Origin of the sequence: Natrinema gelatinilyticum (genome assembly GCF_024266705.1) — an archaeon.
GTDB lineage: Archaea > Halobacteriota > Halobacteria > Halobacteriales > Natrialbaceae > Natrinema > Natrinema gelatinilyticum.
Window position 1 is genome coordinate 266,756 of record NZ_CP100756.1, and the last position, 26,343, is coordinate 293,098.

Consider the following 26,343-nt stretch of genomic DNA (forward strand, 5'->3'; position numbering starts at 1 on the left):
CCGTCGCGTACAGTGATATAAATACGTATTCATCGTTCAGATCTCGTGAAATTCTCTCAATACGGAGAAATATCTTATTTCCCGGCGAAATTCGAAAGTAAAGGCCTTCTACAGACGGTGTCGCAACTCACTTCTCCCTGGCGTCCTCGAACAGCAGCGCGAACAATTTCCGCTGAGCAAGCCGAAGATGCCGGCTGAACGTCGGCTGCGAGATTCCAAGCGACTCGGCGACCTCTTCGCCGGTGTGCTCGCGGGGCCACTCGAAGAACCCGCTGTGATACGCCGCTTCGAGCGTCCGCCGCTGTCGCTCCGACAGGCGGTCGCTCAGTTGGTCGAACGGACGTGTCGTTCGTGTCGGTCTGTCCCGTTCCCGGCGTGCGACGAGGTGCGTGCCGGAATACGTTCGCTCGAGCGCCTGAACGAATGGCCGGACGGCGATCGGCTCCCCCAGTTCGATCACGAGCCTGGTGCGGTCGTCGACCGGCGTGAGCGACTCGAGAACGCCACCGTGGTCCGCGATCGTCCGCGCGACGGTCGGCTCCGTCACGGCAATCTCGAGAACCGTATCACCGTTACCGGTGCCGACGACCGAGGCCGTCTCGACCGCAGCCGTCGATCGGACCGACTCGAGCGTGGCGTCCGAATCGAGCCCCGAGACGGCACAGAACACCGTCGAACCGCCAGACGAGCGTGGAATGACGGCCCGGACGTCGATCCGGTCACCGACCCGATGGGCGATCGAAGAAAGCGGCTCCGCATCGGTGCGCATCACGACCTCGAGTTCCGTGATGCGGTTGGCGAGAAGCGCGCGCCTGGTTTCGATCGCCCCGATCGCGCTCCCGGCGACCGCCGCGAGGTGCTCGCAGGCGCGCCGAGTACGGTCGTCGAACGCTGCGGGCAAATCCGCGTACGCGGTGAGCGTCCCGTACCGAAATTCGCCCGAGGTGAGCGGGACGCTCAACACAGACCGAAACCCGCGCTCGAGGGGACGTTGTCGCCACGGTCGCACCTCGTCGGCGTCGCTCGGGCCGCTGGCTTCGAGATCCTCGATATCGGCCGGTTCCCGGGTTATCGCTGCGATGCCCGTCGGTCCAGCGGTCTGTCGATCCAGCGGAAACGCGGTCGACTCGAGAAACTCACCGCCGCGGCCGGACCAGGTCGCTGGCACGACCGTCTCGCGACCCTCGTCGACGCGGCCGACCCAGGCGAGTTCGATCTCACCCGTCGATTCGAGCGGTGTCAGCGAGCGGACCGCATCGCAGAGTCGCCGCTCGACCGCCTCCCGAGCGTCGGCATCCAGAATCGAGCGTTCGGCATCTTGGAGCCGATCCGTCTGCTCGGCGATAGTCTCGAGCCGAGACCGAGCGTGTCGACACGCCCGGAGATCGGCGGCGTGGTCGACGCCCTCGAGCGCAACGACGGCGGTTTCCGACAACGTCTCGAGATGATCGAAATCGAGGCCGTCGAAGGCCATCGGGTCCGTGCTAGTAGCGATGACGACGCCGCGGCGGTCGACCGGAACGGCGAGCACCCGTTCGGCGCGCAGTCCGGTCCGCGCGAGGAGTTCCTCGAGCGCCGTCGCCTCGAACACGGTCGGCGTGCCGTCTTCGAGACAGGCGGAAAGCGGCGTCCCGTCCGGTTCGATCGACGGCGGTTCGACCGGCCCCCAGTCGTCCGACGTAACCCGGTCCGCCACGGCGACCGCCGCCGGACGAAGGCCGTCGTCGAGGGGGAGATACCAGGCCGCGATGTCGGCGTCGAGGGTCTCGCGGACGGCGTCGACGACGGTCGACCGAACGTCCGACGGCGTGGTGGCTTCGCGGAGGGTCACAGCGGTTCGGCGGAGGATGGGTAGCGCCGCGCCCGGCGATCCCCGTCTGTCACGAACCACGCACAACGTTTGGTCCGGATCGGGAAGCGGCGCGACGAACACGTCGACCGGCCGGTGAGTCTCGGTCGCGAGTTCACCCGTGACCGGCCCCATCCACCTGACGACCGGCGACCGTGAACGCTCTCGAACGGCCGTCGCGAGATCGTCGGCGAACAGCGCCTCGAGCGTGCGACCGACGAGTTCGTCCGTCCCGGCGAGTGCCGCGAGCGCTGGGTTCGCCAGCCGAATCGTCGAGCCATCGAGGACGGCGACACCGTCGTGCAGCGCATCGACGACCGACTCCAAGAGGGTGAGGCGATCCCGCTCCGTCGAGACGGTGGCAGCGACCGGCCGCCCGCTCAGGTAGACTGTGACGCCATCTTCGCCTGGATGAATGGAGATCGTGAGGCGGCGCTCGAGCGACGGAACGGTCGTTTCGAACGCGACGACCGAGTCCGTCGTCCGAGCCTCGCGGATCCGATCGGAGAGCGGGCCGCCGAGATCGTCCGGCATGAGTTCCCAGACGACCGTCCCGCTCGAAACCTCGTCGCTCGACAGGTCAGCGGAGTCGGCGAGCAACTGAACCGCTGCGTCGTTGGCGTATCGAATCTCCCCGCGTGGACCGAGTGCGACCACCCCGTCGGCGAGCCGATCCAGTGCCGCCCGGACATCGCCGCGGGCGGCCGAATCCGCGCTCATCGCACCCGTCCGCGTGACGACGAGTCCCTCGACGGTCGGATCCGCAAGCCGATTCGTACAGGAGAGCTCCGAGACGTGCCAGGTGCCGTCTGCGTGGCCCAGTCGAGGGCTGACGCGCTCGGTCGTTCCGACCGGGGCTTCCGCGACGGACGCGAGTGTGTCGCGGAGTGACGCTCGATCGTCCGGATGGACGATCCTGGTGATCGAGGTTCGCTCGAGTTCGGCCGGCGTGTATCCCATCTGCGCTTCGACCGCTGGACTCGCGTACTCGACCGCTCCGTCAGCGTCGAGGACCCAGACGACCGCCGCTGCGCTCTCGAGGATTGCCCGACGTCGCCGGTCAGCGCCCGATGTGGCGAGTCTATATCGTTCACACTCGGCTGCGTTCGTGACTCGAGCCGTCAGGACCGTCGCGGACGTATCGTGGCCGACGACGTCGCTCGCCCCGGCGTCGAGCGCCGCCTCGACGTCCCGCCGGTCGGTCACGGCGATGATCGGCCGCTCGTCCGTTCGATCCACGATCCGCTCGAGCGGTGAGTCGGACGGAGCCGATCGGTCGCCCGGCGAGACGTAGGGACAGACCAGACAGTGAACGTCATGATCGTCGAGTCGCTCGAGAGCATCCTCGATGGTACGTTCTCGTATCAGAGACACGTTAGACACTGCAGCAGAGAGGGAATCCATGATGGCATCGGCCGAGTCCGACTCGCCCACGACCAGCACACATGGGACGTCACCGACGACCGTCGAACGACCGTCACTCACTGGCCGGCCACCTCCGATCGAGCGATTCTGATCGCGAGACGGACGCCCTGAGGCGGGGTGAGACCATCGGCTGCACCAGTCGCTTCGATCCAACAGTGAACCCAGTCGGTACGACTACATACGAGTTCGAGGCCGAGAAACCGGGTTCCGTGCGAAGCGGGACTGGGGGACAGTACCACGATAGCGGCCGAATTGCAGCCGGTCGACTTAAGTAGCGGTGGCGTATCCACGGGTAGCACAACATTACGAGCCACCGGTGACGGAGATTGCTACGACTGTTCGCGAACTGTGACTACCGGGACCGGCGCGTTTCGGACGATTTCCTCGGCGACGCTACCCGAGATCAGGTGATCGAGACCGGATCTGCCCGCCGTCCCGACGACGATCATATCGACCGGGTTCGTCTCGGCGAACTCGACGACCTGTTCCTGGGGGACGCCGTGGCGGATCGCCGTCGTGGTCTCGACGTCCGCGCTCCGTGCCTCCTCTTCGGCCGCTTCGGCAGCCGTCTCAGCCTCGGCGTCCGGCTCGTTCCGAAGCCTGTCCTGCTTTGATTCAGCCTGCGGCCCCTCTTCCGAGACCGATAGCACGTGCAGGGTCGCGTCGAGCTGGGACGCGAGTTCCACCGCGTGTTCGGTCGCTCGACGAGCGGGGTCACTGCCGTCCGTTGCGAGCAACAAATCCTGATACATCGTTCGCCTTCTGGTTCGTGAGACGAACCCATACATCCCTGACCTGCCGTTGCCTGCCTCGTATCGTCGAGCGGCGACTCGCGGTCCTAAAACACGACCTCCCACATGTACAGGCAGTTCTGGCACTCGAACCGCCTCTTCAATCCGGCCTTGATCACTGATCGTTCGATTTCCGTCCCCGCCTTCTCGAGGCAGTTCGGACAGCGGTGCCAGTTCATCGTATGAATCTACGTGCGTTTCCGGATAAAGATACCTCTTCCACAGTTTGGATTAAGACGAATCGATCGTATTCGAAGGGGCGAACGCGCCCGGTATCGGGGGTTCGCTCGGTCGCCATGCACTCGAGAGAACGTCCGGTTCAGAGCACGTCCAGAACGACGATAGCGAGATACAGTTGGCCGACGCCGGCCACGATCATGACGGCACCCGCGAGACGCTTGAGCGGAGCAGCGTAGGCCGAAAACCGTCCTGCACTCGCGACGAGTCCCATTCCGGTCGCGACGGTAAGCGAAACCATGAGGGCCACGAGGCTACCGACGTACGTCCCGAGAAGGACTCCCGCCGAGGTGGTCGAGACCGAGAGCGCACGGCCAACGATGCCGAAGAACAACGGCGCCACGCATCCCGCGGCGGCCAGCGCGTAGCCCGCGCCGAAGACCGCGAAGCCGATCACGCTCGAGCGCCGTTTCGGGAGCGGGACGGAAAGCGACGGGGCACGATCGGTGACGACCAGCAGGCCGAAAGCGATCAGGACGACGCCAGCGATCACCTCGAATAGGGTAACCGACGAGAGCGTGGAATACCCGACTGCGACCGTTGCTCCCAGAAGCACAGTGAACGTGACCAGGACGCCGGCACCGGCGACCAGTCCCCGACTCAGTGCCCCCCCGAGCGATGCGCGCTCACCGTCGGTCTGGCTCACGTAAAACCCAACGTACCCCGGCAGCAGCGGGTACGCACACGGGGAGAAGAACGTCGCGATCCCGGACGTCAACCCGAAGACGAGCGAGGTGGTGACTGCCGCGCCGACCATCCTACTCGCCTCCGCTCTCTCCGGCGCGTTCGATTCCGGCGACGAGTTCGTCCGCCGTTTTGATACCCGATTCCTTCCAGCGGACGCGCCCCGAGGCGTCGATCGCCACGGCGGACGGATAGGGTGTCCCCCAGTATCTGGACGTGAGTTCGGCGGCCGGATCGAGGCCGACAGTCCAGTTTCCGTCGTTTTCTTCCCACCACGCGGTGAGTTCCGCCCTGCTTACCGACTCGCCGACCGGTTCGTTCGTCACGGAGAGAAAGACGACGTCGTCGCCGACTCGGGCGTGTGCCTCCGCGAGCGCGTCCATCTGCTCGACACAGGGGGAACACCACGTCGCGAAAAAGTCGACGAACGTCGGGCGTCCCGGTGTCGGGACGCGGGCGGTGCCAGCCTCGCTCCCCGCGGCGTCGACCGTTTCGATCTCGTAGGGATCGTACTGTCTTCCGATGAGTCCCGACGACTCGTCGGACCCGTCGGGCCCGCCGGATCCGCCGGTCGTGTCGGCGTTGTCGGTACCGAATAGATCACCTGACGGGACGCCGAACGCTGCAACTGCACCGCCACCGACGAGGACGCCCGCACTGCCGAGTCCAGCCAGTACGTCACGTCGGCGCATCGCTATTCGTTCACCCCGACGACCGTCCTCGTATCTTCGACGACGACATTCGTATTGACGGCCTCGCGCTGTATGTTTGCTCTTGGATACGCGCGCTCGACGATTCCGCGGTCGTTGACGAGTTCGACGATGGACGTGTGCGTGAACATGTATTCGCCGTGGTCGTGGTCCATCGATTCGTTCTGGCTTTGGTTAGTCGATCCGTTTCCGTCCGGCATTTCGTCCGTCTTCTCGAGCGGCACACCGAAGGTATCTCGCATGAGCGTTTTGGCGGTCTCGTAGCTCTCCGGTCGGAGAAAGTGAAAGTTCTCCGCCTCGTAGTCGACCCCGACCTGTCCGCCGAAGGTCTGGAGCGCATCGGCGGTATCGCGTTCGGGATCGAACGACATGGCGAGCAGAGCGACGTCGTCTGCGTAGCCGTTTTTCGCGGCGTCCTCCTGTACTTGGCGCAGATACTGCAAAAGCATCGGACACGCGCCATCGGGACAGGACGTATAGATGTACGTCATGAGGAACGCGCGCTCACCGACGAACTCCTCGAGCGAGACCGCTTCACCCGCGAGCGGGTCCTGAATCGAGAACGAGGGGAACTCCTCGCCGTAGCTCGGATACGAGGGATCGTACGAGGGATCGCCTCGCTTTCCGTCCGGCGGGCTGAGAACGGTATTCGAATTTTTCCCGCCGGTATCGCTGTTGTCAGTTATGCCGAGGCAACCGGCTATACTCGTCATCCCAACGATACCGAGCGAGCCGAGGTATGTCCGCCGATCCATACATCATTCGTGGGAACGCCCAATCAAATGTTCGTTGGTTCAGTTCACGAAGCGGATCCAATCGTCGCTTCGATTCCGACTGGTCGCCGTCCCGACACCTGTCCCGGCAGAGCCCGATCCATACGGAACGGTCCGGACGTCACAGTTCGCCCGAACCGACTCGAGACGGTCGACGTTTTTCCCGGTAGCTGGTTCGACGTATCGACCTGAATCGTGACCCGTGTCGGCGAACCGGTCGAGACGAATCTTCGACCGACGAACCAACAGGCGTTTTGTCGCCCCTTTCTTAGACGCTCGCAATGAATCGCCGAGGGTATCTCCGTGGCACGACTGCAGCCGCCGTCGGGATTACCGGGTTCGCAGGCTGCCTCGAGCGATTCGGCTTCGAAGAAGAGTCGGCCTGGGCGAACCCGCCGCTCGTCGAGAACCGCCCCGACGCCGTGTACCTCCCCGCCTCTCGCGAAGAGATGGGGATGTACGGGATGGCCGCCGACGGCGATTATGCCGTCTCGCTCTCGTACACGTTCCCGCACCGGTTCTGGATCGTCGAAGCCACCGAGAAGGGAAAGAAACTGGTCGAGGTCGACGCCGACGACAGTCACCACCTCATGGTCACCGTCTGGGACCGCGAGACGCACACCGTCCTCCCGGTAGACATGCGCCTCGAGATACTCCAGGACGGCTCTCCCGTCGACATCGGCGTCTCGTCGCTCTGGCCGATGCTCTCCCAGCGGATGGGCTTTCACTACGGCGACAACGTTCGGCTCCCGGGAGAGGGGAAGTACACGGCCCGCATTCGGGCCGGTCCCGTCACGCGGCCCGCTCGAACCGGGGCGTTCGCAGGGCGACTCGAGTCGATAGCCACGCTCGAGGTCGACTTCGAGTACGAACGATCGGACATCAACGGACTCGCGTTCGAGACGATCGACGAAGACCGGCGCGGCACCCGTGAGGCGATGTCGCTGATGACCCACGGGAGTCAGGGCGACCACGATGCCGGAAGTAACGGGGGACAAGGCGGTGACGAGGCGCTCGGCAGTCCGCCGACCGGCCAGGGCATCCCGGTCGAGGAGTTGCCCGGCGAGCTGCTCGGAGCCGAGCGCAGCGGCGACGCGAAGGTCTCCACGCTCGTTTCCGGCGCCGATCGATTCACCGACGGCGGTTCGTACCTCGCCGTCTGTCCACGGACGCCGTACAACGACATCATTCTCCCCTTCGTCTCGCTGACTGCGTCCGTCGAGCGAGACGGGTCGGTCGTCCGGGAGGCACCGCTCACTGAGGCCCTGGACGGGGAATTCGGTCACCACTACGGGCTCCCGGTCGACGAGTTCTCGGCCGGCGACCGCATCACGGTGACGATCGATTCACCGCCGCAGGTAGCCCGTCACGATGGCTACGAGACTGCATTCTTCGAGTTCGAACCGGTGACGTTCACGGTTTGAAAACGGTTGTGCCGAGTTCGGGCCGGAAATCGAGGCTTGGACTCGAGCCGGGAATGACCGCCGAGAGCCCCGATACTCGACCGGGGACGCATCGCGCTCTCCACGCATAAACTCGATCATACCGCGATCGAACGATCGGAAACGAATCGTCTCGAACCCGTATGGTTCAGATAACTATCGGGGACTATCGAATACGAACAGGGCATGTCCAGTACAGGCCACACAGATATGCACGTCGGATGTCCGGAGTGCGGGGCGACGATCGACGCTTCCGTTCCGATGGGCCCGGGCATCCACACCGAGAATGATTCGAACCGCTTACGTGGGAAACAAACGCGATGCCGAAACTGCGGTCACGAACTCGAACTCTACTATTACTGATTGCGTGCACGCGCGCGATTCGAACGAGCGAACAACTGAACAACCAGAGAACCAGGCTCTTCGGCATTTGACCACACCGAGACACGTTCCGGAGATTCCGCTGCGGGGTGGTGCTCATGTCATCTCGAGGGATGATCCCTGAGACACGTCGCTCGTCGCATCCACACCGCGTCCGGCCTCCCGACGATCACACCGCGTCCGGTTCAATGGCCGGTCTCCCAGCCCCGTGGGGAATCGTTCAGTCGCTCGACGCCGGTCTCGGTTACTGTGACGAGGTCCTCGATTCTGACACCAAACTCCCCCTCGAGGTAGATTCCCGGTTCGATGCTGAAGACCATTCCCGGCTCGAGCTCGCGGTCGTTACCCGCGACGATGTAAGGCGGTTCGTGGACCTCGAGGCCGACGCCGTGCCCGGTCCGGTGGACGAACGCGTCGCCGTAGCCCGCCTCCTCGATGACCGACCGCGCAGCGCCGTCGATCGAACCCGCGGTAACGCCCGGTTCGACGGCGTCGACCGCAGCCTGCTGTGCCTCCCTGACGGTTTCGTGAACGGCCACGTACTCGGCAGGGGGGCCGCCGACGACGACCGTTCGCGTCTGGTCGCCGGGATACCGGGCCGTTCCACCCTCGAGACTAGTCGACACGAACGCGCCGAAATCGAGGACGATGGGGTCGCCTGCTCGGATCTCCCGCGAGTCGCTACGGTGGTGCGGGCGCGCACCGTTCGAACCGGCGGCGACGATGGTCTCGAAGGCCGGTTCCCCGCCCCCCTCCGCGGCGAGCAGTCGGTCGATCTCGGACGCCAGATCCGCCTCCGTGGTCCCCGCGAGGTCGCCCCCGCGCTCGCGAATGCGCAGCGAGACACGATCCGCGATCCGTCCGGCCCGTCGAAGCGTCCGGAGTTCAACGTCGTCCTTGCGGACGCGCATCGGCTCGAGGACGGTACTCGCGAGGCCGAATTCGCCGGCGGGGAGCAGCCGTCGGAGATCCTGCGTGAACGTCGCCCACATTTGGTCGTCGAGAAGAACGGAGACCGGCTTCGTCGACTCGAACGAGTACCTCTCGAGGATGGCCGCGGCGGTCTCGAGCGGGTGGTCTGCGTCCGACCAGGAGTGCAGTTTCAGTCCCGAAATCGGTAGTTCGGCAAGTTGCGCGTCGTACATCGCCGGCGCAAGGAGTGCGGGATCTCCGTCCTCGGGAACGAACAGCAACAGATGGCGTTCGGACGGCGACTCTTCGAATCCGGTCAGATAGGTCAGGTTCGGACTCGGAAAGCAGACGAGCACGTCGGCTCCTGTCTCCCGGAGCCGTCGTTGACAGGCGTCGATCCGGCGCTCGAACGGAGCGTACATGACTCCTGATTCGCTCGAGCGAGGAATTAACGTTCCGGCGGGATCCGCGGATCGTCCCTTCCCACCGATCCCTCGTCTCGCAAGCAGCCGACTCAGTGGGCCGTCGGACTCCAGCACCGACTGTCGTATCGGACAGTCAGCGAGGTTGGTCGGACGTGATTTTCACCCGACGGTGACTGGCGCGTCGCACGAACTGTCGATGTCGATCGATCGCGAAAACCTATTAGTCTCCCTGCGGTTGCAGGCCACGAAGCAACCCGTCGGGATGCTGTGATCATCCAGCGAATGCGAATACCCGAGCGGTTGTCGTCGACGATTGCATGCAATCGAATGCAGCGGGCCGACGGCCGCGGCCGATCCGACGAAACAGCGAGTGCCGACGGGCCGACCTGTCCCGGTTCGTTGATCGTCGTCTCGAACCGGCAGCCGTACCGCCACGAGTACGAGGACGACGAGCAGCCGTCTGTCGCCGACTCGTCCCGATCGAACGAAGTCGGAAGCCCACAGACCGGCGCGGACGGTGGATCCCGTGCAACGGCCGAGTCACGATCCATAACGGTCGACGAACCGACCGGCGGACTCACCGCCGGCCTCGATCCAGTCGTGAAACGAACGGACGGCACCTGGATCGCCTGGGGAGACGGTGACGCGGACTTCGACGTTACCGACGAAGAGAACCGTGTGGCCGTCCCGCCGGACGAAGAGGCCTATACGCTCCGCCGACTCGATCTCTCGGCGGACGCGGTCGACGGGTACTACTACGGATTCAGCAATCGCGTCCTCTGGCCGCTCTGTCACGGCTTCTCGGACCTAATCGAGGATCGCCCGACCGATTTCGACTGGTATCGAACGGTCAACGAGCAGTTCGCCGACGCCGTCAGCGACCACGCCGCGGACGATTCGGTGATCTGGCTACAGGACTATCATCTCGCGCTCGCACCGCGGATGATCCGAGCGTCGGTTCCCTCGAGTGTGACGGTCGCGCACTTCTGGCACATACCGTGGCCGACGCCGTCGATCTTTCGGCACTGTCCCGCCGGCGGTGACGTTCTCGAGGGGCTATTGGGCAACGATCTGCTCGGTTTTCACGTCGAACCGTACGCGGACCGGTTCCTGAACTGCGTCGATCAGTACCTGCCCGACGCCGCTGTCGACCGTGCTCACCGTAGGATCCGATACGACGGGCGGACCACTCACGTCGTCGCGACCCCGATGGGTGTGGACGCAGAGTCACACGATCAAGAGGCCCGATCGGCCCGTCCGGACCAGTTGTCGGTGCTATTCGACACGTACGGTATCCCGGAGAACACCGCGATTGGACTCGGACTCGATCGACTCGACTACACGAAGGGCGTTCCGGAACGATTGCTGGCGATCGAGCGGTTCTTCGAGCAGCACCCGAGCTGGCTCGGCGCGTTCACCTTCGTCCAGAAGGCGACTCCGTCGAGAACGGACATCGAAACGTACGAGCAGTACGGTGAACACGTTCGCAACGAAGTCCAACGGATCAACCGCCGCTTCGAGACCCCCGACTGGCGGCCGATCGTCTACACCGAGGACGTCCTGCCGCGGGAGGACCTCTGTGCGCTCTATCGCCGCGCTGACGCGATGATCGTGAGTCCGCTGGTCGACGGGATGAACCTGGTCGCACAGGAGTACGTCGCCGCGAGCGTCGACAGCGACACCACCTTACTACTGAGCGACCGGACCGGTGCACACGAGCGACTCGGGTCGCACGCGCTGACGATCGATCCGACCGACACCGACGACTTCGCAGCGCAGATCGAGCGAGCGCTCACGATGTCGCCGTACGAACGACAACGACGGATGAACACGCTTCGTCAACGCGTTTTCAGCGGCGATATCGAGTCCTGGATGAACACCCAGTTCGATTGGATTCGACGCGTCCACGATGGCGTGGGCGAGCCCGATACGTCGACCGATTATGGATCTGATTCCCGTGAACCCACGCCGCCAGTATAGTCGATGACCCGACAGGAATCACCTCCACAGCCGATCGACGAGCGGTTGCCGGGGATTCGAACCACCCTCGAGCGAGCCGCCGGTGTGCTCGTCTGTCTCGACTTCGACGGAACGCTCGCCCCGATCGTCGAGGATCCGGACGCCGCGGTACCGACCCGGCCCAATCGGGAGGCGGTAGCCACCCTCGAACGAACCGACGGAGTGACGACGGCAGTCGTCAGCGGCCGCGCCCTATCGGACGTCCGCGAGCGCATCGACGGGCCGACCATCTACGCGGGCAATCACGGGCTCGAACTCGCCCGCAGCGGCTCGGTTGCCGTGCATCCGGTTGCGCGGAAACGCGCCGACAGAATCCAGCGCGTCTGTTCGATCATCGAGACGGTCCTCGAGTCCGTCCCGAATTGCCGGGTAGAGAACAAGCGCTTTACCGGGACGGTTCACGTCAGATCCGTCCCACCGTCGACCCAACCGATCGTCCGCCGGGTCACACGCAATGTCGTCGATCGATTCGGCGGCGACGTCCTCGAGATTTCGACGGGAAAACGGATCCTCGAGATCGGACCGGACGTGCCGTGGGGAAAGGGCAACGCAGTGGAACTGATCGCCGCCGACGAGTCGCCACAAACGGCGGTCGTTTACGTCGGAGACGACGTAACGGACGAGTCGGCGTTTCGGGCGGTCGAACCGGATGGAATTGGAATCCGGGTCGGCGGAGACGAGCCATCGAGTGCGTCCTGTCGAGTCGAGTCACCTGCGGAGGTCGCATCGGTGCTATCGTGGTTCGCCTCGACCGGAGCCAAACTGGTCGCACACCCCGTCCCCGCGACCGCGGCGCGCACGGAACCGACACTTCTGAGAGGTCCGTGATCGTGATCGAACGAAAGCCGACTTCTGGGGTCGGGCGGCATCAGCTGATCGCCCCGGATCGAATTCGAATAGATCGTTCGTCGACAGGGGTGAGCGACCAAAAAATTACCAATAGATATACATGCCGGCCGAGCCGAAAGTATTAGTTACCACTGGAAATATAGTCCGGTACGAGAGTGAACCATAGTGAAACTCCGTCAACCAACTGACTTCCTGATCCTCGAAGCGCTCGAGGACAAGGGTCGAAACGTCGCAACGAATCTGGCAGCACACACGGGCAAGAGCCGGAAAAACATCAATACGAGGCTGCCCGTCCTCGAGGACTACGGACTCGTGAACAAAATTGGGCCCGCCGAGCGGTCCGGTCTCTACGAGATTTCCTCGATGGGGAAAGCAGCGCTGGTCTACCAGGATCAGTACAACGAGGTCGATGACTTCGATTCGCTCATCGAGGGCCCGACCGCCAGTGCCGATCAAGACGTAGAGGCACAGGCGAGTTTCGCCCGCGGCGAACCCGACGAGGACGACGAGGAGTAACGACACGAGCCGTTCGAACCCACACCGCTTTCGTATCGATCCGGCTCGAAACCGTCTTCATGGACCCGTGTGAGCGGCAGCGATCATTCGAACCGTCGTGCGGCCGCCGGTCCGTTCAGGAGACACCTCCATCGTAGGTCGCCAGTTCACGGCGGGCACACAGCGAAAAAGAGAGGCCCAGTCTGTGATCTCGGTCGGTTGCGTCCGGTATCGCCGTTCCACACCGCGACCTCTCACCGCCGTACTCGGGGTCCCATGCGTACGGACCGAGCATCGGCGTTGCGACCACGGCCCCGTTCCGAACGAACGCGACGCCGTGATCGTGGTCCAGTCCGAGTGCATGTCCGATCTCGTGGACGACTACTTGAATCGTTCGTGCCGGTTTTTCGTTCGGAACGATCGGCCACTCTCGGTCCGAAACGAGTTCGTCGTACGGGTCGAGTTCGGAAATGTGGCGGGCCCCGCCGACGGATGCGACGTGGGGAATTCCGTATCCAGTCGGTGCTTCTTCCATCCCCCCGTCAGTCACTAGCAGATTGACGTCGGCCGCCGGATCGAGGTCGCGCCGACCGAGTGCGCCCTCCGCAATAGCTATCGGCCACTCCCCGCGACTCGTGAGGATCGCGGCGTCCTCAGTCGAAACCGATATTGGTCCCCCGACGGAGATCTCGAGCGACCAGTATTCGAGGTCGAGTATCTCGCCGACGTACTCCAGAATCCGATCAGAGACCCCGTCGTACGTCGCGGCCTGCTCAGAGAGCCAGACGCGAACGGAGAGCGTTTCGGTGGGACGCCGCGTCGCGTACGCCAGGGTCCCAAGGGAGACGACGGATCCGGCGAATCCGAGGAACGGGCGGCGTTTCACGGGCGAGACACGTGCGAGCACCCCCAGTTCCTGCGGGTGAACATTGCCACACTTTATGATGGCCAGTACCACTGGCCTGTAACCGACGACGCGGAGACGAGAGCGACCGATTCACTCTGGTAGGCCACAGCGGACGTTGACGACGCGAGCGCGACCGTCTCGGACGCGAATTTCGAGTCCAGGCGGGAGCGTTTCGGGATCCGTCGGCGCGAGCAACAGCAGCGCACCGCCGTCGGTTTCGACCAGTTGCCGATCCGGCGTTCGCTGTCGCATGCAAAGCGTCCACTCCCCCGTCCGGCGGCGTCTCGCGACCTGCCAGTCAGTGTAGTATCGGCCGTTGGAGCCTTCGAAGAGTGTTTCGAATGGGCGCGCTACCACCACAGTTTCCCCCAGATCGAGTGGATGAGAGTCTCTGTTGTCCGAACGTCATTCGTCATGCCTCGTCGATCCATCGGTCGTCGCGTCCATCACCTCACGGGTTCACATGGCGTACCTTTAAGAAAAGCTGACTCTCAGACTCTCGCGAATAGAGTTTCGCGACACGAACACGGGGATCGGTCACTGCTCGTTGACCTCGAAGAATTCGCCGAGAATCGATTTCAGACCTTTTCGCAGATGCTGGTGCATCGTCGGCGGTGAGATGTCCATTGCGTCGGCGATTTCCTCGCCCGTACTCTCGCGGGGCCAGTCGAAAAAGCCGCCGTAGTAGGCGAGTCGCAACGTCGTCAACTGGCGATCCGTAAGCCGATCCAGGATTCGATTTCGACGTTCGGCCGCCGTCCGGACCGGTCGATCGACCCCCCGTCTGGCGACGAGTTCAGTGTTCTCGTAGATCCGAGTCAGCGCCTCGGCGATCTCTCTGATGTCGGCATCCTGTGAGACCTCGACCAGACAGGTCCCGACGCCGGCTTCGACCGAGACGTCCCGGATCGTCGCCCCGTGGTTTGCGAGCGTTCGAACGCCAGACTTCGAGAGTCGCATCTCGATCGTACAGCGTTTCTCCCCGTCGTAAATGAGTCGACACGCCTCGATAGAGTCGTGTGCCTTCGCTTCCTCGAGGACCGTCTCGCCGTCCAGGTCCTCGATCGTCACGTACTGGAAGGCTCGTCCGTTCACAGTGGTGCCGGCCCACTCGAGCGAGCAGGTACAGCCGTACTCCTCGGAGAGGTCGAACGAGAACGTGTCGCCGCCGTCGATCCGGAACTCGAGTTCCACGACGGTGTCAGCGAAGAGCAACTGTCGATTTTTCACGGCCATGATCGTGAATCCGATCGTCTCACCGAGCACCCGAAATTCCGCTCGTTCGCGCTCGCTGAAGGCATCGTCTCGGCTCGCCAGAACGGTGAGAACACCGTACGTCGCGTCCTCGTGGGTGATCGGGACGACGATCGCCGACCGGATGTCGTCCTCCTGAGCTGCTTTCTCGAGCGCATCCGGGACGGTTTCGTCGTCGAGGAGGCGATTTATCGTTCGAATCTCGCCTGTTTGTGCCGCCCGTGCGACCGGCCTGTCACGATCGATCGAGTGATCACGGACACGTTCGAGGTAAGTGTCGGCCTCGCCCGCACCGGTGCGATAGGAGAGTCGCCCGTCGCCAGTCCGTTCGGCGATCCACGAACCGCAGTACAGCTCCGAGTCGACCAGTTGTTCGCAAACCTCTCGCTCGATGGCGTCACGAGCCGGTGCCTCGACCAGCGTTTCGATCACCTGTCTGACGACTGCATTAATACGGTTGAGCGTCTCGAGTTGATCCTGTCGCGAGCGGAGCTTCCGCTCGCGGCGGACCCGCTCGGTGATGTCCCGAGCCAACCAGACGACCGCCCGTCGTCCCTGTATGCGTTCCTCGATTGGAACGACGCGGGCTTCGAACTGCCTGCAGCCATCGGTCGTTTCTGCTTCGTACTCGACTGACTGAACCCCGTCGGTCCGAATCGCACGGTCGACACAGTCCTGCAGGGACGTGGCGACCTGCTCGGGAAACACGTCCCAGAGCGTGGTTCCCGGCAGTTCATCGGTGGCGACGGAGTCCAGTTCCGCCGAGTTGGGCCGATCCTTGGCCTCGAGATACGTGCCGTCTTCGCCGATGACGAACGCCTCGTCGGGTAACTCGTTGGCGAGGATACGGTGGTAGCGCCCGTGTTCGCCGTCGGACGGTTGCTGTGAGTGGACCGTCGAAACGATCCGATCGACCGGATCCTCGTCGTGTTCGGTCGGAACGTATTCGGTCACATCGGCCCGGAGCGATACGGTGGCGAGTCGTTCACTCCCGTTCCGGGGTGCGACGATCGTCGAAACTGTTGGCAACGTGGCGTGGAGACCACGGAGAATCGTTTGTATTTCCCCGGGACAGTCGAGTTCGAGAACGACCGTCACCGGTCGGGCCGCTACCGTCTCGCTGTCGGTCTCCGACGCGTGTTCTGCCGCCGAAGAGCAGTTACCGTCCGTCGACCGTCGATTCGCCTCCGACACCAACTCGTCGTGCTCGTCGATTTCGACGTCGGTACCCTCCGTGGCTGACTCGAGGATGCCCTCGAGCCCATCGGTTGCGGGAATCGTTCGAACGTCCCAGTCGGTCGCGTCGCAGAGTCGCGTTCGTAGTTGGCTTTCTCCTTCCCGGTCGTCGGTAACTAGAACGATCCGTCCCGCTCGATATACAGTTGTCATCCGTTTTCCGTCTCCGTTTCCGCTATCGAAACTATCCGATACGATGCGTCTTTCTAGCGAAATGGCACTACGGAATAAAAGTCTGCTGGTAAAGCGCTAACCGTCCGACGTCGCCGTGATAATTGCCGGCTTCGATTCGAATCTTCGCCAACGAGTACCGTTTACAGTTTGCCCTGGGCCTTTAGTTCCTCAATAAGGTCGTCGACGAGTGACTCGACGTCGTCGTACGGGAAATCGCCGCCCGACGTCTTGGTGCTCAGTTCCATCGCGGTCATCGAAACATCGCCTGACTCGAATTTCGTACTCGGACCGTCGGGAAGTGCCGGAACGAGTTCCATCGGTCCCGAAACGGGATAATCCGCGCCTTCGAACGCTTCGGTCAATTGCGCGCGGAGTTCGGCTTCGTCTGCCATCTCGTTCCGTAGTTGGACGTGGTAAACAATAAATCCGGAGGGAGTGGCAGCAAATTCGCGTGGGCGAGTGAGTCGGGCCGACCGAGCACGCGTTGGCACCTCGCGAACTCAGTGTAGCTTCAACCCTTGACCTGCTAGAGGGTGTCATAGAACAGTTCTCATACCAGAGAGCAGGGTGAACGCTGAGATGATATGAGCCCAGCGACCCTGCAAGATAATCCCACGGTAGAGACGTTCTTCAATGTCGTGGAAACAGAGACGCTCGCGCTGTTTGAGCACCTCTCCTTCGAGTTTCTTGAAGAGTTCGACGTGTTCGCCCCGGCGCAGACGGGGCGAACACGAGATCACGAACCACCGGAGATGATGCGTGGGTTTCTGCACTGCTACTACAAGGACATCTACGGCATTCGTCCGGTTGTGCGAGAACTGAACAACACAGTCGTCTGGCTCAGCTGTGGCTTCGATCGACCGCCGTCGAGAGACGCGGTCGATCGCTTCCTCACTGACCTCGAACACGTCGGTGACGAGATCTTCGACCATCTCGTCGAGCAGGCCGCCTTACGGGGCCTGCTCGACTCAACCTACTCTATTGATTCGACAGACGTGAGAACGATGCCAGCTGATCGAGACGCGTCGAAATGCTACGATCCAACGGCTGAAGAGTACTACTACGGCTACGGCTGCACGATCGTTTCAACCGGTTCGAAGATCCCGATTGCAGCTGAATTCACCGAGAGCAAACAAGCGCCAGAAGAGACGGCGATGCGCGTCACACGTGACGCGCTCGCCGTAGACACACCGATCTGGATGCTTGGAGACAGCGCCTATGACACACTCGATTGGCACGACTACCTGCTGGCCGCAGGAGTCGTGCCAATCGCCCCGTACAACGCACGAAACTCCAACGATCCACTGGACATAGAGTACAGGGTCGAAGACCGTATCAAAGAACACAGCAAGGACGTGAAGCTGAAGCAATCGACGTTAAATGAGACGTACAACCGTCGGACAGGCGTCGAACGAACTAACGACGCAGTCAAGGACTGCGGCCTCGGGCACGTTCGCGCCCGAGGCCGCGTCCATGCACGAGCACAGGTGTTCCTGTCCTTGTGTCTGCGTCTCGTTATTGCGATCACCAACTACGAACGAGGAGACAATCCGGGAAGCACGATCATCACGGTGTGACAAGAGTTCTATGACACCCTCCTGCTAGGTTAACCTTTCTGAGAGCCTATCTCCAAGAATGGGTGCGAAGAAGCACGTCGTTGATCTCTCTGATGAAGACCGCAAGACACTCGAGTGGTTCATTTCGACCGGTGAACGGAAGGCCGAGGACAATACGCGAGCACGGATTCTCTTGAAAGCAGATGACGGGCTCACTGATTCAAAAATCAGTGAGCACGTTGGTTGTCACTGGAAAACAGCGTATAATACGCGCAAAGCCTACTGTGAGAGAGGGCTCGCAGCGATTCATCGCTGCAAGCCCGACCGTGAGTACGAACGCAAACTCGACGGGAAAGCCGAAGCTCATCTCATCCGCCTGGCCTGTAGCGAACCACCGGAAGGACACTCCCGTTGGACACTGCATCTTCTAGCGGACGAACTCGTGACTCTCGACGAGATCGACTTCGAGTCGATCTCTCACGAAACCGTTCGACAGCGTCTAAAAAAACACCCTGAAACCGCATCTCTCGGACTACTGGGCGATTCCGCCTGAACAAGACGCTGACTTCGTCTACTACATGGAGGACGTTCTCGACCTCTACCACGAACGGTACGATGAGAACCGTCCGGTCATCTGTTTCGACGAGTCCAGCAAAGCACTCCGTGGCCACAAGCGCGACCCGCTCCCGGCAAAACCGGGAGCGGTCGCTCGCGTCGATCATCGGTATGAACGCAATGGAAAACAGCGGATTCATCTCGCAACGGAACCGTTGACTGGGTGGGTCAACGTCGAGATTACCGAGCGGAGACGTACTGCCGAATGGATTGATCGGATGGTCGAACTCGCGGATGACCACTACCCGGATGCGGAGTGCATCCGGGTGGTGGTCGATCAACTCAATACGCACAATCCCGCTGGATTCTACCAGTTTTTCCCGCCAGACCAAGCCCAAGCGTACCTCGCTCGGTTCAAGTTCCACTACGTCCCCAAAAAAGGAAGTTGGTTGAACATGGCCGAGATCGAGCTGGGCGTCCTCAAACGGCAGTGTCTCGATCGCCGGATCTACCACGCAGCGACCCTCCGCTCGGAGGTCGCTGCGTGGCAGGCTCATCGAAACGCGGTTGACCGACTCATCGACTGGCAGTTCACGACCGACGACGCACGAATCAAGCTACGCCAACTCTACCCGGTTGAAATCGAGGAGAACTAGCAAGAATACGGTTGAAGCTACACTCAGATTCGACGCGTGAATCCCCCCTTCGGTCGTCGTGAATTTCGTCCAGCACCATCTCGAAGACGAGGACCGCGAGCTGTATCAGCGGTGCCGCGACCCACGACGGAAGGGAACTGAGAAGACGGAGTTGCACGTCGATTGCATCAACTCGTCTGAGTGGAATCGGGTCGTTCCCTTTGCCGCTCGTTCGGTTTCGAAACTCGATGCGAACGCCGACGGACGGCCCTGGTGCCGTGGAGCGCTTCGAGGACGAGCGGTGACTCGGAGATGAGAGCGACTCATCGCTCGAGGACCTACCGAGTGGTTGGGCAGTATCGACAACAGGTCACCGAAACAGTAAATAGTCAGGAGAGAACAGAGTCGGGACATGTCAAAAGATACCGTCAGGTATCCCGACGACGTGGTCGAGCAAATTGACGCGCTCGTCAAAGACGGTATGTTCGAGAGCAAATCGGAGTTCTATCGCTTCTCCGCGGAGTACGTCCTCACACTGATCGATCCAAACCACGAGGTCAAGACGTTCAATTTCGACGAGATCAAGTCCGAACTTGATATCAGCAACCGCACCCACGCCGACGCGGTCGGATCCGACGGCGGGACCTTTTTCCTGGACGCCGTGATAACAGTCCGGAAACAGGGCCTCCGCGGAAACTACGAGGCTGCAGAGCGATTCATCGACACCCACTACGACGCGACCGATCAGGAGTGTATCATTCTCGAGGAACTGCTCGGAACCTACCGCGACAGCGCCCCGTAATCGACCGGGCGCATCGACCACTGTCCGGTGCTCAGACTACTGCAAGTTCCGCCGACCGCTGCCCACCGTCGGTCACTCGATCCGATGGAACGGGTCGCCCAGGGCCGTCAGATCGACGTGATCGCGGATGAGTCGCGCCGCACGACCATACGGCGTCGTCGAAGGTGCGTTCGCCGCCGCACCATCGCGCGTCGGTCGATCGACGCCCGCCGTCGTCGCGACGTAGTCGAGAAAGGCCGTTCGCACCGACTCGTTGTCGAACAGGCCGTGTAAATATGTCCCCAGTACGCGTCCGCGGGCTGCGCTCGAGTCGCCAAGCGGACGGCTCACGTCGTCTACGGCCCGCGTCAGACCGGCGTGGATTTCGTAGCCCGCCGCGGAGCCGTCTGCCCCTGAAAGCAGTGGCGTCGCTGAGCCGTCGACGGAGACCGTCGTCTGCTCGAGGCGCTTGTCGCCTTCGAATCTGGTTTCGACCGGCAAGAGACCGAGTCCCTCGACGACGTCCTCGTCACCCGTCCCCTCGAGTGCGGCGTTGGTGATTCGTTCGCCGAGCATCTGATACCCGCCGCAGACGCCGACGATCGGCCCGTCGAACGCCGCGAGCGCATCGGCGAGTCCAGCCTCGTGCATCGTCAGGAGGTCGTCGACCGTATTCTTCGTCCCCGGAAGGACCACCGCGTCGGCGTCTGCCTTCTCGAGGAGGTCGTCGCGAGTGTGCCCATCGATACTGACTGTGCCATCGACCGGGACGTAAACGACCGAGACGCCTGGCTCGTCGGACAGTGCTTCGAGGTCCGTCGCGTTCGAAATTCTGGGCAGCCGAGGAACGGCAACCCGAATCCGTCGGTCGGGGGGGACGCCGTCGTCGCCGCCGACAACGCCTCCCGCTTCGCTGTCGGGCAGACCGACGCTATCCTCCTCCGGAAGGCCAGGATCGTCGTAGGGAAGCACGCCCAGGATCGGCACGCCGGTCCGGGATTCAATCTCCTCGATTCCGGGCTCGAGCAGGGAGGGATCGCCCCGGAATTTCGTGATGAGCGCGCCGACGATTCGGTCGCGCATCGCGTCCGGAACCAGTTCGATGGTTCCATAGAGGCTGGCGAAGGCCCCGCCGCGTTCGATATCTACCAGCAGAAGGACGTCGGCGTCCGCAAACACGGCCGTCTCGACGTTTGCGAGGTCCCGGTCGTGCAGATTGATCTCGCCGATGCCACCCGCTCCCTCGGCGACGATCACGTCGTTGTCGGCTGCCAGCCTACGGTACGATTCTTCGACGGCCTCGCGCGCTCGGTCCCAATACTCGTCGTAGTAGGAGCCGACGGACACGTGGTCGTGGGCCGTCCCCTGCAGTACGAGCTGGCTCTCACCGTCGCCGCGCGGTTTGAGCAAGACCGGGTTGCAGTCGGTCGTCGGCGTCGTACGAGCCGCGCGGGCCTGGACGAACTGCGAGATGCCGATCTCACCCCACCGGCCGACAGTACCGTCACCGGATTCGCCGCCTCGTCGGCCCTCCGTGTCCGGCCGAACGACGACGCGCGCGTTGTTGCTCATGTTCTGGCCCTTGAACGGGGCGACGTCGATTCCGCGGTCGGCGAGCAACCGGCAGAGGCCGGCGGCGACCGTCGACTTGCCGACGTGGCTCGCGGTTCCGGCGACGAGAAGCGTTCTGGTCATCCGCGTTGGACGGTAGTCGCGCTGCCGACGGTATCGTCCTATCGATTCGGTTTCTCCAGGCGACGGTCCGATCGATCGCGTCGCCGACCCGAATACCCGAAGCGAGGCGTTCGACACCGGACATCGGCAATCGAACCAATCAGAACTCCGTCCCGCGTCGCGCCCGCTGTCCGTCCTCGATCGGGTGTTTCACCTTGCGGACGTTCGTGATCAGGTCCGCGCGATCGGCGAGATACGATGGTTCAGCGTGGCTTCCCGACAACACGAGTTCGAGGTCGGCTGGCTTCGCGTCGATCAGTCCGTGAACGTCGGCCTCCGAGATCAAACCGCGATCCGCAGCGTAGAGGATCTCGTCGAGGATCAGCATGTGCATCCCCGCCTCCGGCGCCGCGTCGAGATCGATCGGTTCGCCGAGGTCGGCTTCCTCGGCCGCCTCGAGGAGTTCGTGAGTCCGGTCGAGGCCAGCCACGGCTTGCGCTTCGTGTTCGTTCTCGTCGCTCCCGTCCGCCATCCCGTGCCAGCCGTAGTGACCGAGATTTTCGTAGCTGATCCCCGGAAGCGCGGCGATCGCGTTGTACTCGCCGCGGACCGCTTCGACGCTCGAGGCCCCACCTTTCATGAACTGGAGCATGTGTACACGGTAGCCGTGGCCCGCAGCCCGCAGGCCCATGCCCAGTGTCGCGGTCGTTTTTCCCTTTCCGTCGCCCCACCAGACCTGTACGAAGCCGAACTCGTCCGGTGCGGCCGGTTCGATCTGCTCCGCTTCCGGCGTCCGTCCCTGCCCGGGTGTGTTGTCGATTGGGGCGTCTGGTGTTCGGTCGTCGCTCATATGCACCCGGTGGGCCCGACCGTACATGTAGTTGATTACGCTCGATCCGTATCGATTCGGCGGTATGCACGACCGACGCGTCTCGGTTCAGTGACGTTCATAACCAAACGTGTCTTTAGGCCTCGCTCCATACCTGCGGTCAGGTCATGTCGCTCGAGTTCTCGTCGTCCGACGATGTTCCCGCGTTCGAGTGTGTGATCGCCGCACTCGACGACGGTGCGTGTCGGGAGATCGTGGCCGTACTCGAGGAGCCTATGACGGTCCACGAAATCGCGGAGGCGACGGACCGGCCGCTTTCGACGACCTACCGCAAACTCGATTCGCTGTCCGAGGCCGGTCTGGTAGCGGAAGTCGTCGGTGTCCGCAAGGAACGTCATCGAAAGTCGCGATACGTCGCCAGCTTCGAGCGGATCTCGATCGGGCTCGCCGACGGCAACGAATTACACGCCGATGTCGACCGATCGACAGAACTCGGTCTCTGGTCGAACGTCACGAAGGAATTCTGAGCCTACTTCGAACGCGGTGCCATCGGAAGGCCCCGCCTCCGACCATCGCTCTCGGCACGGAGACCGCGCCCGCCGCCTCGATGGTAGCGTGGAAACTCGAGCGGTTGGCGCGAGAGCGCGGACGCACACTGGCGGACAACGGCCGAACGTCACGACCCGAGCCGGGACAGATCGGCCCCGGCCGAAGTGGCTCGGAGAGCGGCGGACTCTGGGTGTCGGGTAGCTCCGAAACCGATCGATTCGTGCTCCGGTTTTTTCTCCTCGCACGGTGGAGTGACGGACCGTGACCGAACGCATTCTCGTTCCGACGGACGGGTCCCCCCTCTCGCGGCGGGCCCTCGAAACGGCGCTCGCGGAATACCCGGACGCGGATATCGTCGCGCTACACGTCGTGGATCCATTCGAGCCGGGATACAGCGTGTACGACGCTCCATACGACGTCGAGAACGAACCGATCCACGGTTCAGAAGAGTGGTACGAACGCGCCGACGAACTCGCAACCGTCCTCCTCGAGGACCTCCAGGACGTCGCCGCGGGATACGATACGGAACTCGAACTCGAGACGATCACCGGGGACCCGAGCAGGGAAATCGTCGAGTACGCCACGGACAACGACGTCGATCAGATCATCATGGGAAGTCACGGCCGAGAGGAGGGCGCTCGTATTCTGCTCGGGAGCGTGACCGAAGCGGTCGCGTTCCGCGCGCCGATGCGCGTCAGCCTCGTCCGGTGACCCGACCGCCTCGAACGGTGTCCGAGAACGAGTTCCGTCGAAGCCGACCGGAGCACCGAGAGGGTACTGTATGACTTCCGGTTCTGCCGTGGATGTGGAAGCGCGTTAACGCAAGAACCCCGGCCGCACCCGAGAACGACTGAGCCGAAATACCGATCGGCGACACGGGCTTCAGACCGACGGTCTCACTCAGTCGTGATGACGTTCTCGTCGAACTTCTCCCGGACTTTCTCGACTTTCGGGGCCGCGTGCATCCGGCAGTAGGCGTCGGTGGGATTCTTTTCGAAGTAGTTCTGGTGGTACTCCTCGGCCTCGTAGAACGTTTCCAGCGGCTCGATCTCGGTGACGATTCCGTCGTAGAGTCCCTCGGCTTCGAGTTCCTCTGCGAACGCGCGAGCGGTCTCGAGTTGCTCGTCGCTATGGGCGTAGATCGCCGAACGGTACTGGGAGCCGACGTCCGGCCCCTCGCGATTCAGGGTCGTGGGATCGTGGATCGAAAAGAAGACCTCGAGCAGGTCTTCGTAGGCGATCCGGTCGGGATCGAACGCGAGTTGCACGACTTCGGCGTGGCCGGTCTCGCCGGAACAGACCGCCCGATAGCTTGGATCGTCGGTGTGACCGCCGGCGTAGCCCGACGTGACGGACTCGACGCCCTCGAGTTTCTCGAAGACCGCTTCGACGCACCAGAAACAGCCGCCGCCTAATGTAGCTCGTTCCATACGATCCATTGGACGTGCGTAAGGAAAGTTGTGACGGCGAGGGATCCTGTTGTGACAGACGAGCGACCGTGACGGGTTCGTGACCGCGTTGGGCAACTGCGGGCGTCAGAAAGGATTTGACGGTGGCCACTGAAACGGCGGGACATGTCCTGGAATACGGTACAACTCGAGTGGGACGATGACGTAGCAACGCTGACGGTCGACCGACCCGATGCGCTCAACGCGTTGAACGTGGCGACGCTCGAAGCGATGGGCGAAGCGATCGAGGCGGCGGCGAACGACGGCGCGCGCGCACTCGTGCTGACCGGAGCCGGCGACGCGTTCATCGCCGGTGCGGACATCAAATACATGCAGGACCTCTCCGCAGAAGCGGCCCAGGAGTGGGGTGAACTCGGCCACGACGTCGCCGACGCCCTCGAGGCCTTTCCCGCGCCGACGATCGCCGCGGTCAACGGCTACGCCTTCGGCGGCGGCTGCGAGATGGCGCTCGCCTGCGACCTGCGGGTCGCGAGCGAGTCGGCGCTGATCGGCAACACCGAGATCGATCTGGGGATCATTCCCGGCTGGGGCGCCACCCAGCGGCTGCCGCGACTCGTCGGCGACGAAACCGCCCGTCGGATGATATTCTTCGGGGAGCGCCTCGGTGCCGATGCCGCCGCGGAGGTCGGCCTGTTCGGCGAGGTCGTCGCCGACGACGACCTCGCGGACGCCGCGGCCGAGCTGGCCGACAGAATTGCGGCGAAGCCTGCGTTCGCGATGCGGACCGCCAAACAGGCGCTCAATCAGGGCTACGAGGGACCACAGGCGAGCGGGCTCGAGTACGAAAAGCGCGCGTTCGCGAGCCTGTTCGGGACGCACGACCAGCGCGAAGGGATGGCGGCGTTCGTCGAAGATCGGGACCCGGAGTTCGAGTAACGAGGCTCCGATAACCCGCTTTTCGATCGTCGACACATATACCGTTCGTCGACTCGGCTACCGATCGTCGACGCGCCAGGTGAGCACTACACCGCCGTCGAGCCGGTCGATTTCCTCGAGTTCGAGGGTTGGAAAGTCGGCGACGAACCCCTCGCCATCGGTGAGCGTCGGTGCATCGCGACCCCCGATTATTTTCGGGCCGACGAACACCCGGAGCTCGTCGACCAATCCGGCCTCGAACAGCGAGAAGATGAGTTCGCCGCCTCCCTCGACCATGAGCCGCTCTATACCCTGTTCCTGCAACGTCGCGATCGCTCGCAAGAGGTCGACCCGCTCGTCACCCGCCGTGATCAACTCGGCGCCGTCGGTGAGATCCGCACGGCGTTCCACGGGCGCGTTCTCGCTCACGCAAACGTAGGTCGGCGCCGCATCGTCGAGGATCGCCGCGTCCGTCGGCGTCCGGCCGCTCGAGTCGACGACGATCCGTGCGGGGTTCGCCGACCGGCCGTTCTCGCGCCGTCTGGCGCGCAGTTCCTCGTCTTTGACAGTGAGACGAGGATCGTCAGCGAGGACGGTCCCCACACCAACCGCGACGGCGTCGCTTTCGGCTCGGAGCCGATCGACCCGGCCGAAGTCTTCGCCACCGCTGATCGCAATCTGGTCTCGACGGCGCGAGGAGAGCTTGCCGTCCGCGCTCACGGCTGCGTTAACGACGACGTACATACTCCGGCTGGGTCGTCGGTCCTAAAGAATCCCCGCGTCTCGGCTCAAGCCGGCCCTCGTCTCGGCCCGGAACAGTCGACGATTCGGCACTGATCGGCCATCGTCGCTTCTCGCGTCGGCCGGCTATAGACCT

The 26,343-nt window shown here is 63.0% G+C and carries 26 protein-coding genes; 11 read left to right on the top strand and 15 right to left on the bottom strand.

Annotated elements, in window-relative coordinates; all coding sequences use genetic code 11:
• Nucleotides 1–127: 127 nt before the first annotated feature.
• From NJU76_RS01205 to NJU76_RS01225, 6 genes are all read right to left on the bottom strand, one after another.
• On the bottom strand, nucleotides 128–3,334 hold the full coding sequence (locus NJU76_RS01205) for a bacterio-opsin activator domain-containing protein (RefSeq protein ID WP_254530992.1): 3,207 nt from the start codon (nucleotides 3,332–3,334) through the stop codon (nucleotides 128–130).
• 269 nt (nucleotides 3,335–3,603) lie between these two features.
• The gene (locus NJU76_RS01210) at nucleotides 3,604–4,026 is read right to left on the bottom strand and encodes a universal stress protein (RefSeq protein ID WP_254530993.1); all 423 of its coding nucleotides are present in this window, start codon (nucleotides 4,024–4,026) and stop codon (nucleotides 3,604–3,606) included.
• A gap of 86 nt (nucleotides 4,027–4,112) precedes the next feature.
• Nucleotides 4,113–4,244 (bottom strand): hypothetical protein, encoded by a 132-nt coding sequence (locus NJU76_RS26485; protein WP_256566120.1) that lies wholly within the window; start codon nucleotides 4,242–4,244, stop codon nucleotides 4,113–4,115.
• Between the two features lie 140 nt (nucleotides 4,245–4,384).
• Nucleotides 4,385–5,059: a cytochrome c biogenesis CcdA family protein gene (locus NJU76_RS01215; RefSeq protein ID WP_254530994.1), complete on the bottom strand. Its 675-nt coding sequence runs from the start codon at nucleotides 5,057–5,059 to the stop codon at nucleotides 4,385–4,387.
• Nucleotide 5,060: 1 nt separating this feature from the next.
• A complete protein-coding gene (locus NJU76_RS01220) occupies nucleotides 5,061–5,678 on the bottom strand; it encodes a TlpA disulfide reductase family protein (protein ID WP_254530995.1) in 618 nt (205 codons plus the stop codon).
• Nucleotides 5,679–5,680: 2 nt separating this feature from the next.
• A complete protein-coding gene (locus tag NJU76_RS01225) occupies nucleotides 5,681–6,451 on the bottom strand; it encodes an SCO family protein (RefSeq protein WP_254530996.1) in 771 nt (256 codons plus the stop codon).
• A gap of 299 nt (nucleotides 6,452–6,750) precedes the next feature.
• Between NJU76_RS01225 and NJU76_RS01230 the strand changes: the two genes are divergently transcribed.
• Nucleotides 6,751–7,893: a DUF7350 domain-containing protein gene (locus NJU76_RS01230; RefSeq protein ID WP_254530997.1), complete on the top strand. Its 1,143-nt coding sequence runs from the start codon at nucleotides 6,751–6,753 to the stop codon at nucleotides 7,891–7,893.
• A 584-nt stretch (nucleotides 7,894–8,477) separates the two neighbouring features.
• Here the strand turns inward: NJU76_RS01230 and NJU76_RS01235 are convergent.
• Nucleotides 8,478–9,626, bottom strand: a complete 1,149-nt coding sequence (locus NJU76_RS01235; protein WP_254530998.1) for a M24 family metallopeptidase — start codon at nucleotides 9,624–9,626, stop codon at nucleotides 8,478–8,480.
• Nucleotides 9,627–9,911: 285 nt separating this feature from the next.
• On the opposite strand from NJU76_RS01235, the gene NJU76_RS01240 reads away from it, so the two are divergent.
• The 3 genes from NJU76_RS01240 to NJU76_RS01250 all read left to right on the top strand — a co-directional run bounded on the left by NJU76_RS01240 (nucleotide 9,912) and on the right by NJU76_RS01250 (nucleotide 13,013).
• The gene (locus NJU76_RS01240) at nucleotides 9,912–11,609 is read left to right on the top strand and encodes an alpha,alpha-trehalose-phosphate synthase (UDP-forming) (RefSeq protein WP_254532530.1); all 1,698 of its coding nucleotides are present in this window, start codon (nucleotides 9,912–9,914) and stop codon (nucleotides 11,607–11,609) included.
• Nucleotides 11,610–11,612: 3 nt separating this feature from the next.
• Nucleotides 11,613–12,476, top strand: coding sequence for a trehalose-phosphatase (otsB, locus tag NJU76_RS01245; protein WP_254530999.1), 864 nt, complete (start codon nucleotides 11,613–11,615; stop codon nucleotides 12,474–12,476).
• Between the two features lie 186 nt (nucleotides 12,477–12,662).
• Complete coding sequence (locus NJU76_RS01250) at nucleotides 12,663–13,013, top strand: winged helix-turn-helix domain-containing protein (RefSeq protein WP_254531000.1); 351 nt, start codon at nucleotides 12,663–12,665, stop codon at nucleotides 13,011–13,013.
• A 115-nt stretch (nucleotides 13,014–13,128) separates the two neighbouring features.
• On the opposite strand, the gene NJU76_RS01255 is transcribed toward NJU76_RS01250, so the two are convergent.
• The 4 genes from NJU76_RS01255 to NJU76_RS01270 form a co-directional block, all read right to left on the bottom strand.
• Entirely contained in the window at nucleotides 13,129–13,878 is a 750-nt protein-coding gene (locus tag NJU76_RS01255) for a peptidase M10A and M12B matrixin and adamalysin (RefSeq protein WP_254532532.1), read from the bottom strand.
• 111 nt (nucleotides 13,879–13,989) lie between these two features.
• Entirely contained in the window at nucleotides 13,990–14,256 is a 267-nt protein-coding gene (locus NJU76_RS01260; protein ID WP_254531001.1) for a hypothetical protein, read from the bottom strand.
• A 180-nt stretch (nucleotides 14,257–14,436) separates the two neighbouring features.
• Nucleotides 14,437–16,542: a bacterio-opsin activator domain-containing protein gene (locus tag NJU76_RS01265; protein WP_254531002.1), complete on the bottom strand. Its 2,106-nt coding sequence runs from the start codon at nucleotides 16,540–16,542 to the stop codon at nucleotides 14,437–14,439.
• A gap of 161 nt (nucleotides 16,543–16,703) precedes the next feature.
• Nucleotides 16,704–16,955, bottom strand: a complete 252-nt coding sequence (locus NJU76_RS01270) for an MTH865 family protein (RefSeq protein ID WP_254531003.1) — start codon at nucleotides 16,953–16,955, stop codon at nucleotides 16,704–16,706.
• A 192-nt stretch (nucleotides 16,956–17,147) separates the two neighbouring features.
• On the opposite strand from NJU76_RS01270, the gene NJU76_RS01275 reads away from it, so the two are divergent.
• From NJU76_RS01275 to NJU76_RS01290, 4 genes are all read left to right on the top strand, one after another.
• Nucleotides 17,148–18,140 (top strand): transposase, encoded by a 993-nt coding sequence (locus NJU76_RS01275; RefSeq protein WP_254531004.1) that lies wholly within the window; start codon nucleotides 17,148–17,150, stop codon nucleotides 18,138–18,140.
• 58 nt (nucleotides 18,141–18,198) lie between these two features.
• Nucleotides 18,199–18,672, top strand: coding sequence for a helix-turn-helix domain-containing protein (locus NJU76_RS01280; protein WP_254531005.1), 474 nt, complete (start codon nucleotides 18,199–18,201; stop codon nucleotides 18,670–18,672).
• Nucleotides 18,662–19,330 (top strand): IS630 family transposase, encoded by a 669-nt coding sequence (locus NJU76_RS01285; protein WP_254532533.1) that lies wholly within the window; start codon nucleotides 18,662–18,664, stop codon nucleotides 19,328–19,330. Before NJU76_RS01280 ends, NJU76_RS01285 begins: the two co-directional genes overlap by 11 nt.
• 391 nt (nucleotides 19,331–19,721) lie before the next feature.
• Nucleotides 19,722–20,111, top strand: coding sequence for a ribbon-helix-helix domain-containing protein (locus NJU76_RS01290; RefSeq protein ID WP_254531006.1), 390 nt, complete (start codon nucleotides 19,722–19,724; stop codon nucleotides 20,109–20,111).
• A 72-nt stretch (nucleotides 20,112–20,183) separates the two neighbouring features.
• Here the strand turns inward: NJU76_RS01290 and NJU76_RS01295 are convergent, their stop codons facing one another.
• Together NJU76_RS01295 and NJU76_RS01300 are read right to left on the bottom strand one after the other, a co-directional pair.
• Nucleotides 20,184–21,785, bottom strand: a complete 1,602-nt coding sequence (locus NJU76_RS01295) for a cobyric acid synthase (protein ID WP_254531007.1) — start codon at nucleotides 21,783–21,785, stop codon at nucleotides 20,184–20,186.
• 139 nt (nucleotides 21,786–21,924) lie between these two features.
• The gene (locus NJU76_RS01300; RefSeq protein ID WP_254531008.1) at nucleotides 21,925–22,614 is read right to left on the bottom strand and encodes a cob(I)yrinic acid a,c-diamide adenosyltransferase; all 690 of its coding nucleotides are present in this window, start codon (nucleotides 22,612–22,614) and stop codon (nucleotides 21,925–21,927) included.
• Between the two features lie 146 nt (nucleotides 22,615–22,760).
• On the opposite strand from NJU76_RS01300, the gene NJU76_RS01305 reads away from it, so the two are divergent.
• Together NJU76_RS01305 and NJU76_RS01310 are read left to right on the top strand one after the other, a co-directional pair.
• Entirely contained in the window at nucleotides 22,761–23,120 is a 360-nt protein-coding gene (locus NJU76_RS01305; RefSeq protein ID WP_254531009.1) for a winged helix-turn-helix domain-containing protein, read from the top strand.
• A 283-nt stretch (nucleotides 23,121–23,403) separates the two neighbouring features.
• The gene (locus tag NJU76_RS01310) at nucleotides 23,404–23,853 is read left to right on the top strand and encodes a universal stress protein (RefSeq protein WP_254531010.1); all 450 of its coding nucleotides are present in this window, start codon (nucleotides 23,404–23,406) and stop codon (nucleotides 23,851–23,853) included.
• Between the two features lie 185 nt (nucleotides 23,854–24,038).
• On the opposite strand, the gene msrA is transcribed toward NJU76_RS01310, so the two are convergent.
• A complete protein-coding gene (msrA, locus tag NJU76_RS01315; protein WP_254531011.1) occupies nucleotides 24,039–24,572 on the bottom strand; it encodes a peptide-methionine (S)-S-oxide reductase MsrA in 534 nt (177 codons plus the stop codon).
• A 144-nt stretch (nucleotides 24,573–24,716) separates the two neighbouring features.
• Between msrA and NJU76_RS01320 the strand changes: the two genes are divergently transcribed.
• Complete coding sequence (locus tag NJU76_RS01320) at nucleotides 24,717–25,487, top strand: enoyl-CoA hydratase/isomerase family protein (RefSeq protein WP_254531012.1); 771 nt, start codon at nucleotides 24,717–24,719, stop codon at nucleotides 25,485–25,487.
• A 57-nt stretch (nucleotides 25,488–25,544) separates the two neighbouring features.
• Here NJU76_RS01320 and NJU76_RS01325 read toward each other — a convergent pair whose 3' ends face one another.
• Nucleotides 25,545–26,210: a 2,5-diamino-6-(ribosylamino)-4(3H)-pyrimidinone 5'-phosphate reductase gene (locus NJU76_RS01325; protein ID WP_254531013.1), complete on the bottom strand. Its 666-nt coding sequence runs from the start codon at nucleotides 26,208–26,210 to the stop codon at nucleotides 25,545–25,547.
• Nucleotides 26,211–26,343: the final 133 nt, after the last annotated feature.

Bases quoted from the DNA above. Each gene is read 5' to 3' on its own strand.
- msrA (WP_254531011.1), bottom strand. From the start codon at position 24,572: ATGGAACGAGCTACATTAGGCGGCGGCTGTTTCTGGTGCGTCGAAGCG.
- NJU76_RS01300 (WP_254531008.1), bottom strand. From the start codon at position 22,614: ATGAGCGACGACCGAACACCAGACGCCCCAATCGACAACACACCCGGG.
- NJU76_RS01215 (WP_254530994.1), bottom strand. From the start codon at position 5,059: ATGGTCGGCGCGGCAGTCACCACCTCGCTCGTCTTCGGGTTGACGTCC.
- NJU76_RS01280 (WP_254531005.1), top strand. From the start codon at position 18,199: ATGGGTGCGAAGAAGCACGTCGTTGATCTCTCTGATGAAGACCGCAAG.
- NJU76_RS01275 (WP_254531004.1), top strand. From the start codon at position 17,148: ATGAGCCCAGCGACCCTGCAAGATAATCCCACGGTAGAGACGTTCTTC.
- NJU76_RS01235 (WP_254530998.1), bottom strand. From the start codon at position 9,626: ATGTACGCTCCGTTCGAGCGCCGGATCGACGCCTGTCAACGACGGCTC.
- NJU76_RS01290 (WP_254531006.1), top strand. From the start codon at position 19,722: ATGTCAAAAGATACCGTCAGGTATCCCGACGACGTGGTCGAGCAAATT.
- NJU76_RS26485 (WP_256566120.1), bottom strand. From the start codon at position 4,244: ATGAACTGGCACCGCTGTCCGAACTGCCTCGAGAAGGCGGGGACGGAA.
- NJU76_RS01240 (WP_254532530.1), top strand. From the start codon at position 9,912: ATGCGAATACCCGAGCGGTTGTCGTCGACGATTGCATGCAATCGAATG.
- NJU76_RS01270 (WP_254531003.1), bottom strand. From the start codon at position 16,955: ATGGCAGACGAAGCCGAACTCCGCGCGCAATTGACCGAAGCGTTCGAA.
- NJU76_RS01305 (WP_254531009.1), top strand. From the start codon at position 22,761: ATGTCGCTCGAGTTCTCGTCGTCCGACGATGTTCCCGCGTTCGAGTGT.
- NJU76_RS01320 (WP_254531012.1), top strand. From the start codon at position 24,717: ATGTCCTGGAATACGGTACAACTCGAGTGGGACGATGACGTAGCAACG.
- NJU76_RS01230 (WP_254530997.1), top strand. From the start codon at position 6,751: ATGAATCGCCGAGGGTATCTCCGTGGCACGACTGCAGCCGCCGTCGGG.
- NJU76_RS01325 (WP_254531013.1), bottom strand. From the start codon at position 26,210: ATGTACGTCGTCGTTAACGCAGCCGTGAGCGCGGACGGCAAGCTCTCC.
- NJU76_RS01210 (WP_254530993.1), bottom strand. From the start codon at position 4,026: ATGTATCAGGATTTGTTGCTCGCAACGGACGGCAGTGACCCCGCTCGT.
- NJU76_RS01225 (WP_254530996.1), bottom strand. From the start codon at position 6,451: ATGGATCGGCGGACATACCTCGGCTCGCTCGGTATCGTTGGGATGACG.
- otsB (WP_254530999.1), top strand. From the start codon at position 11,613: ATGACCCGACAGGAATCACCTCCACAGCCGATCGACGAGCGGTTGCCG.
- NJU76_RS01265 (WP_254531002.1), bottom strand. From the start codon at position 16,542: ATGACAACTGTATATCGAGCGGGACGGATCGTTCTAGTTACCGACGAC.
- NJU76_RS01220 (WP_254530995.1), bottom strand. From the start codon at position 5,678: ATGCGCCGACGTGACGTACTGGCTGGACTCGGCAGTGCGGGCGTCCTC.
- NJU76_RS01295 (WP_254531007.1), bottom strand. From the start codon at position 21,785: ATGACCAGAACGCTTCTCGTCGCCGGAACCGCGAGCCACGTCGGCAAG.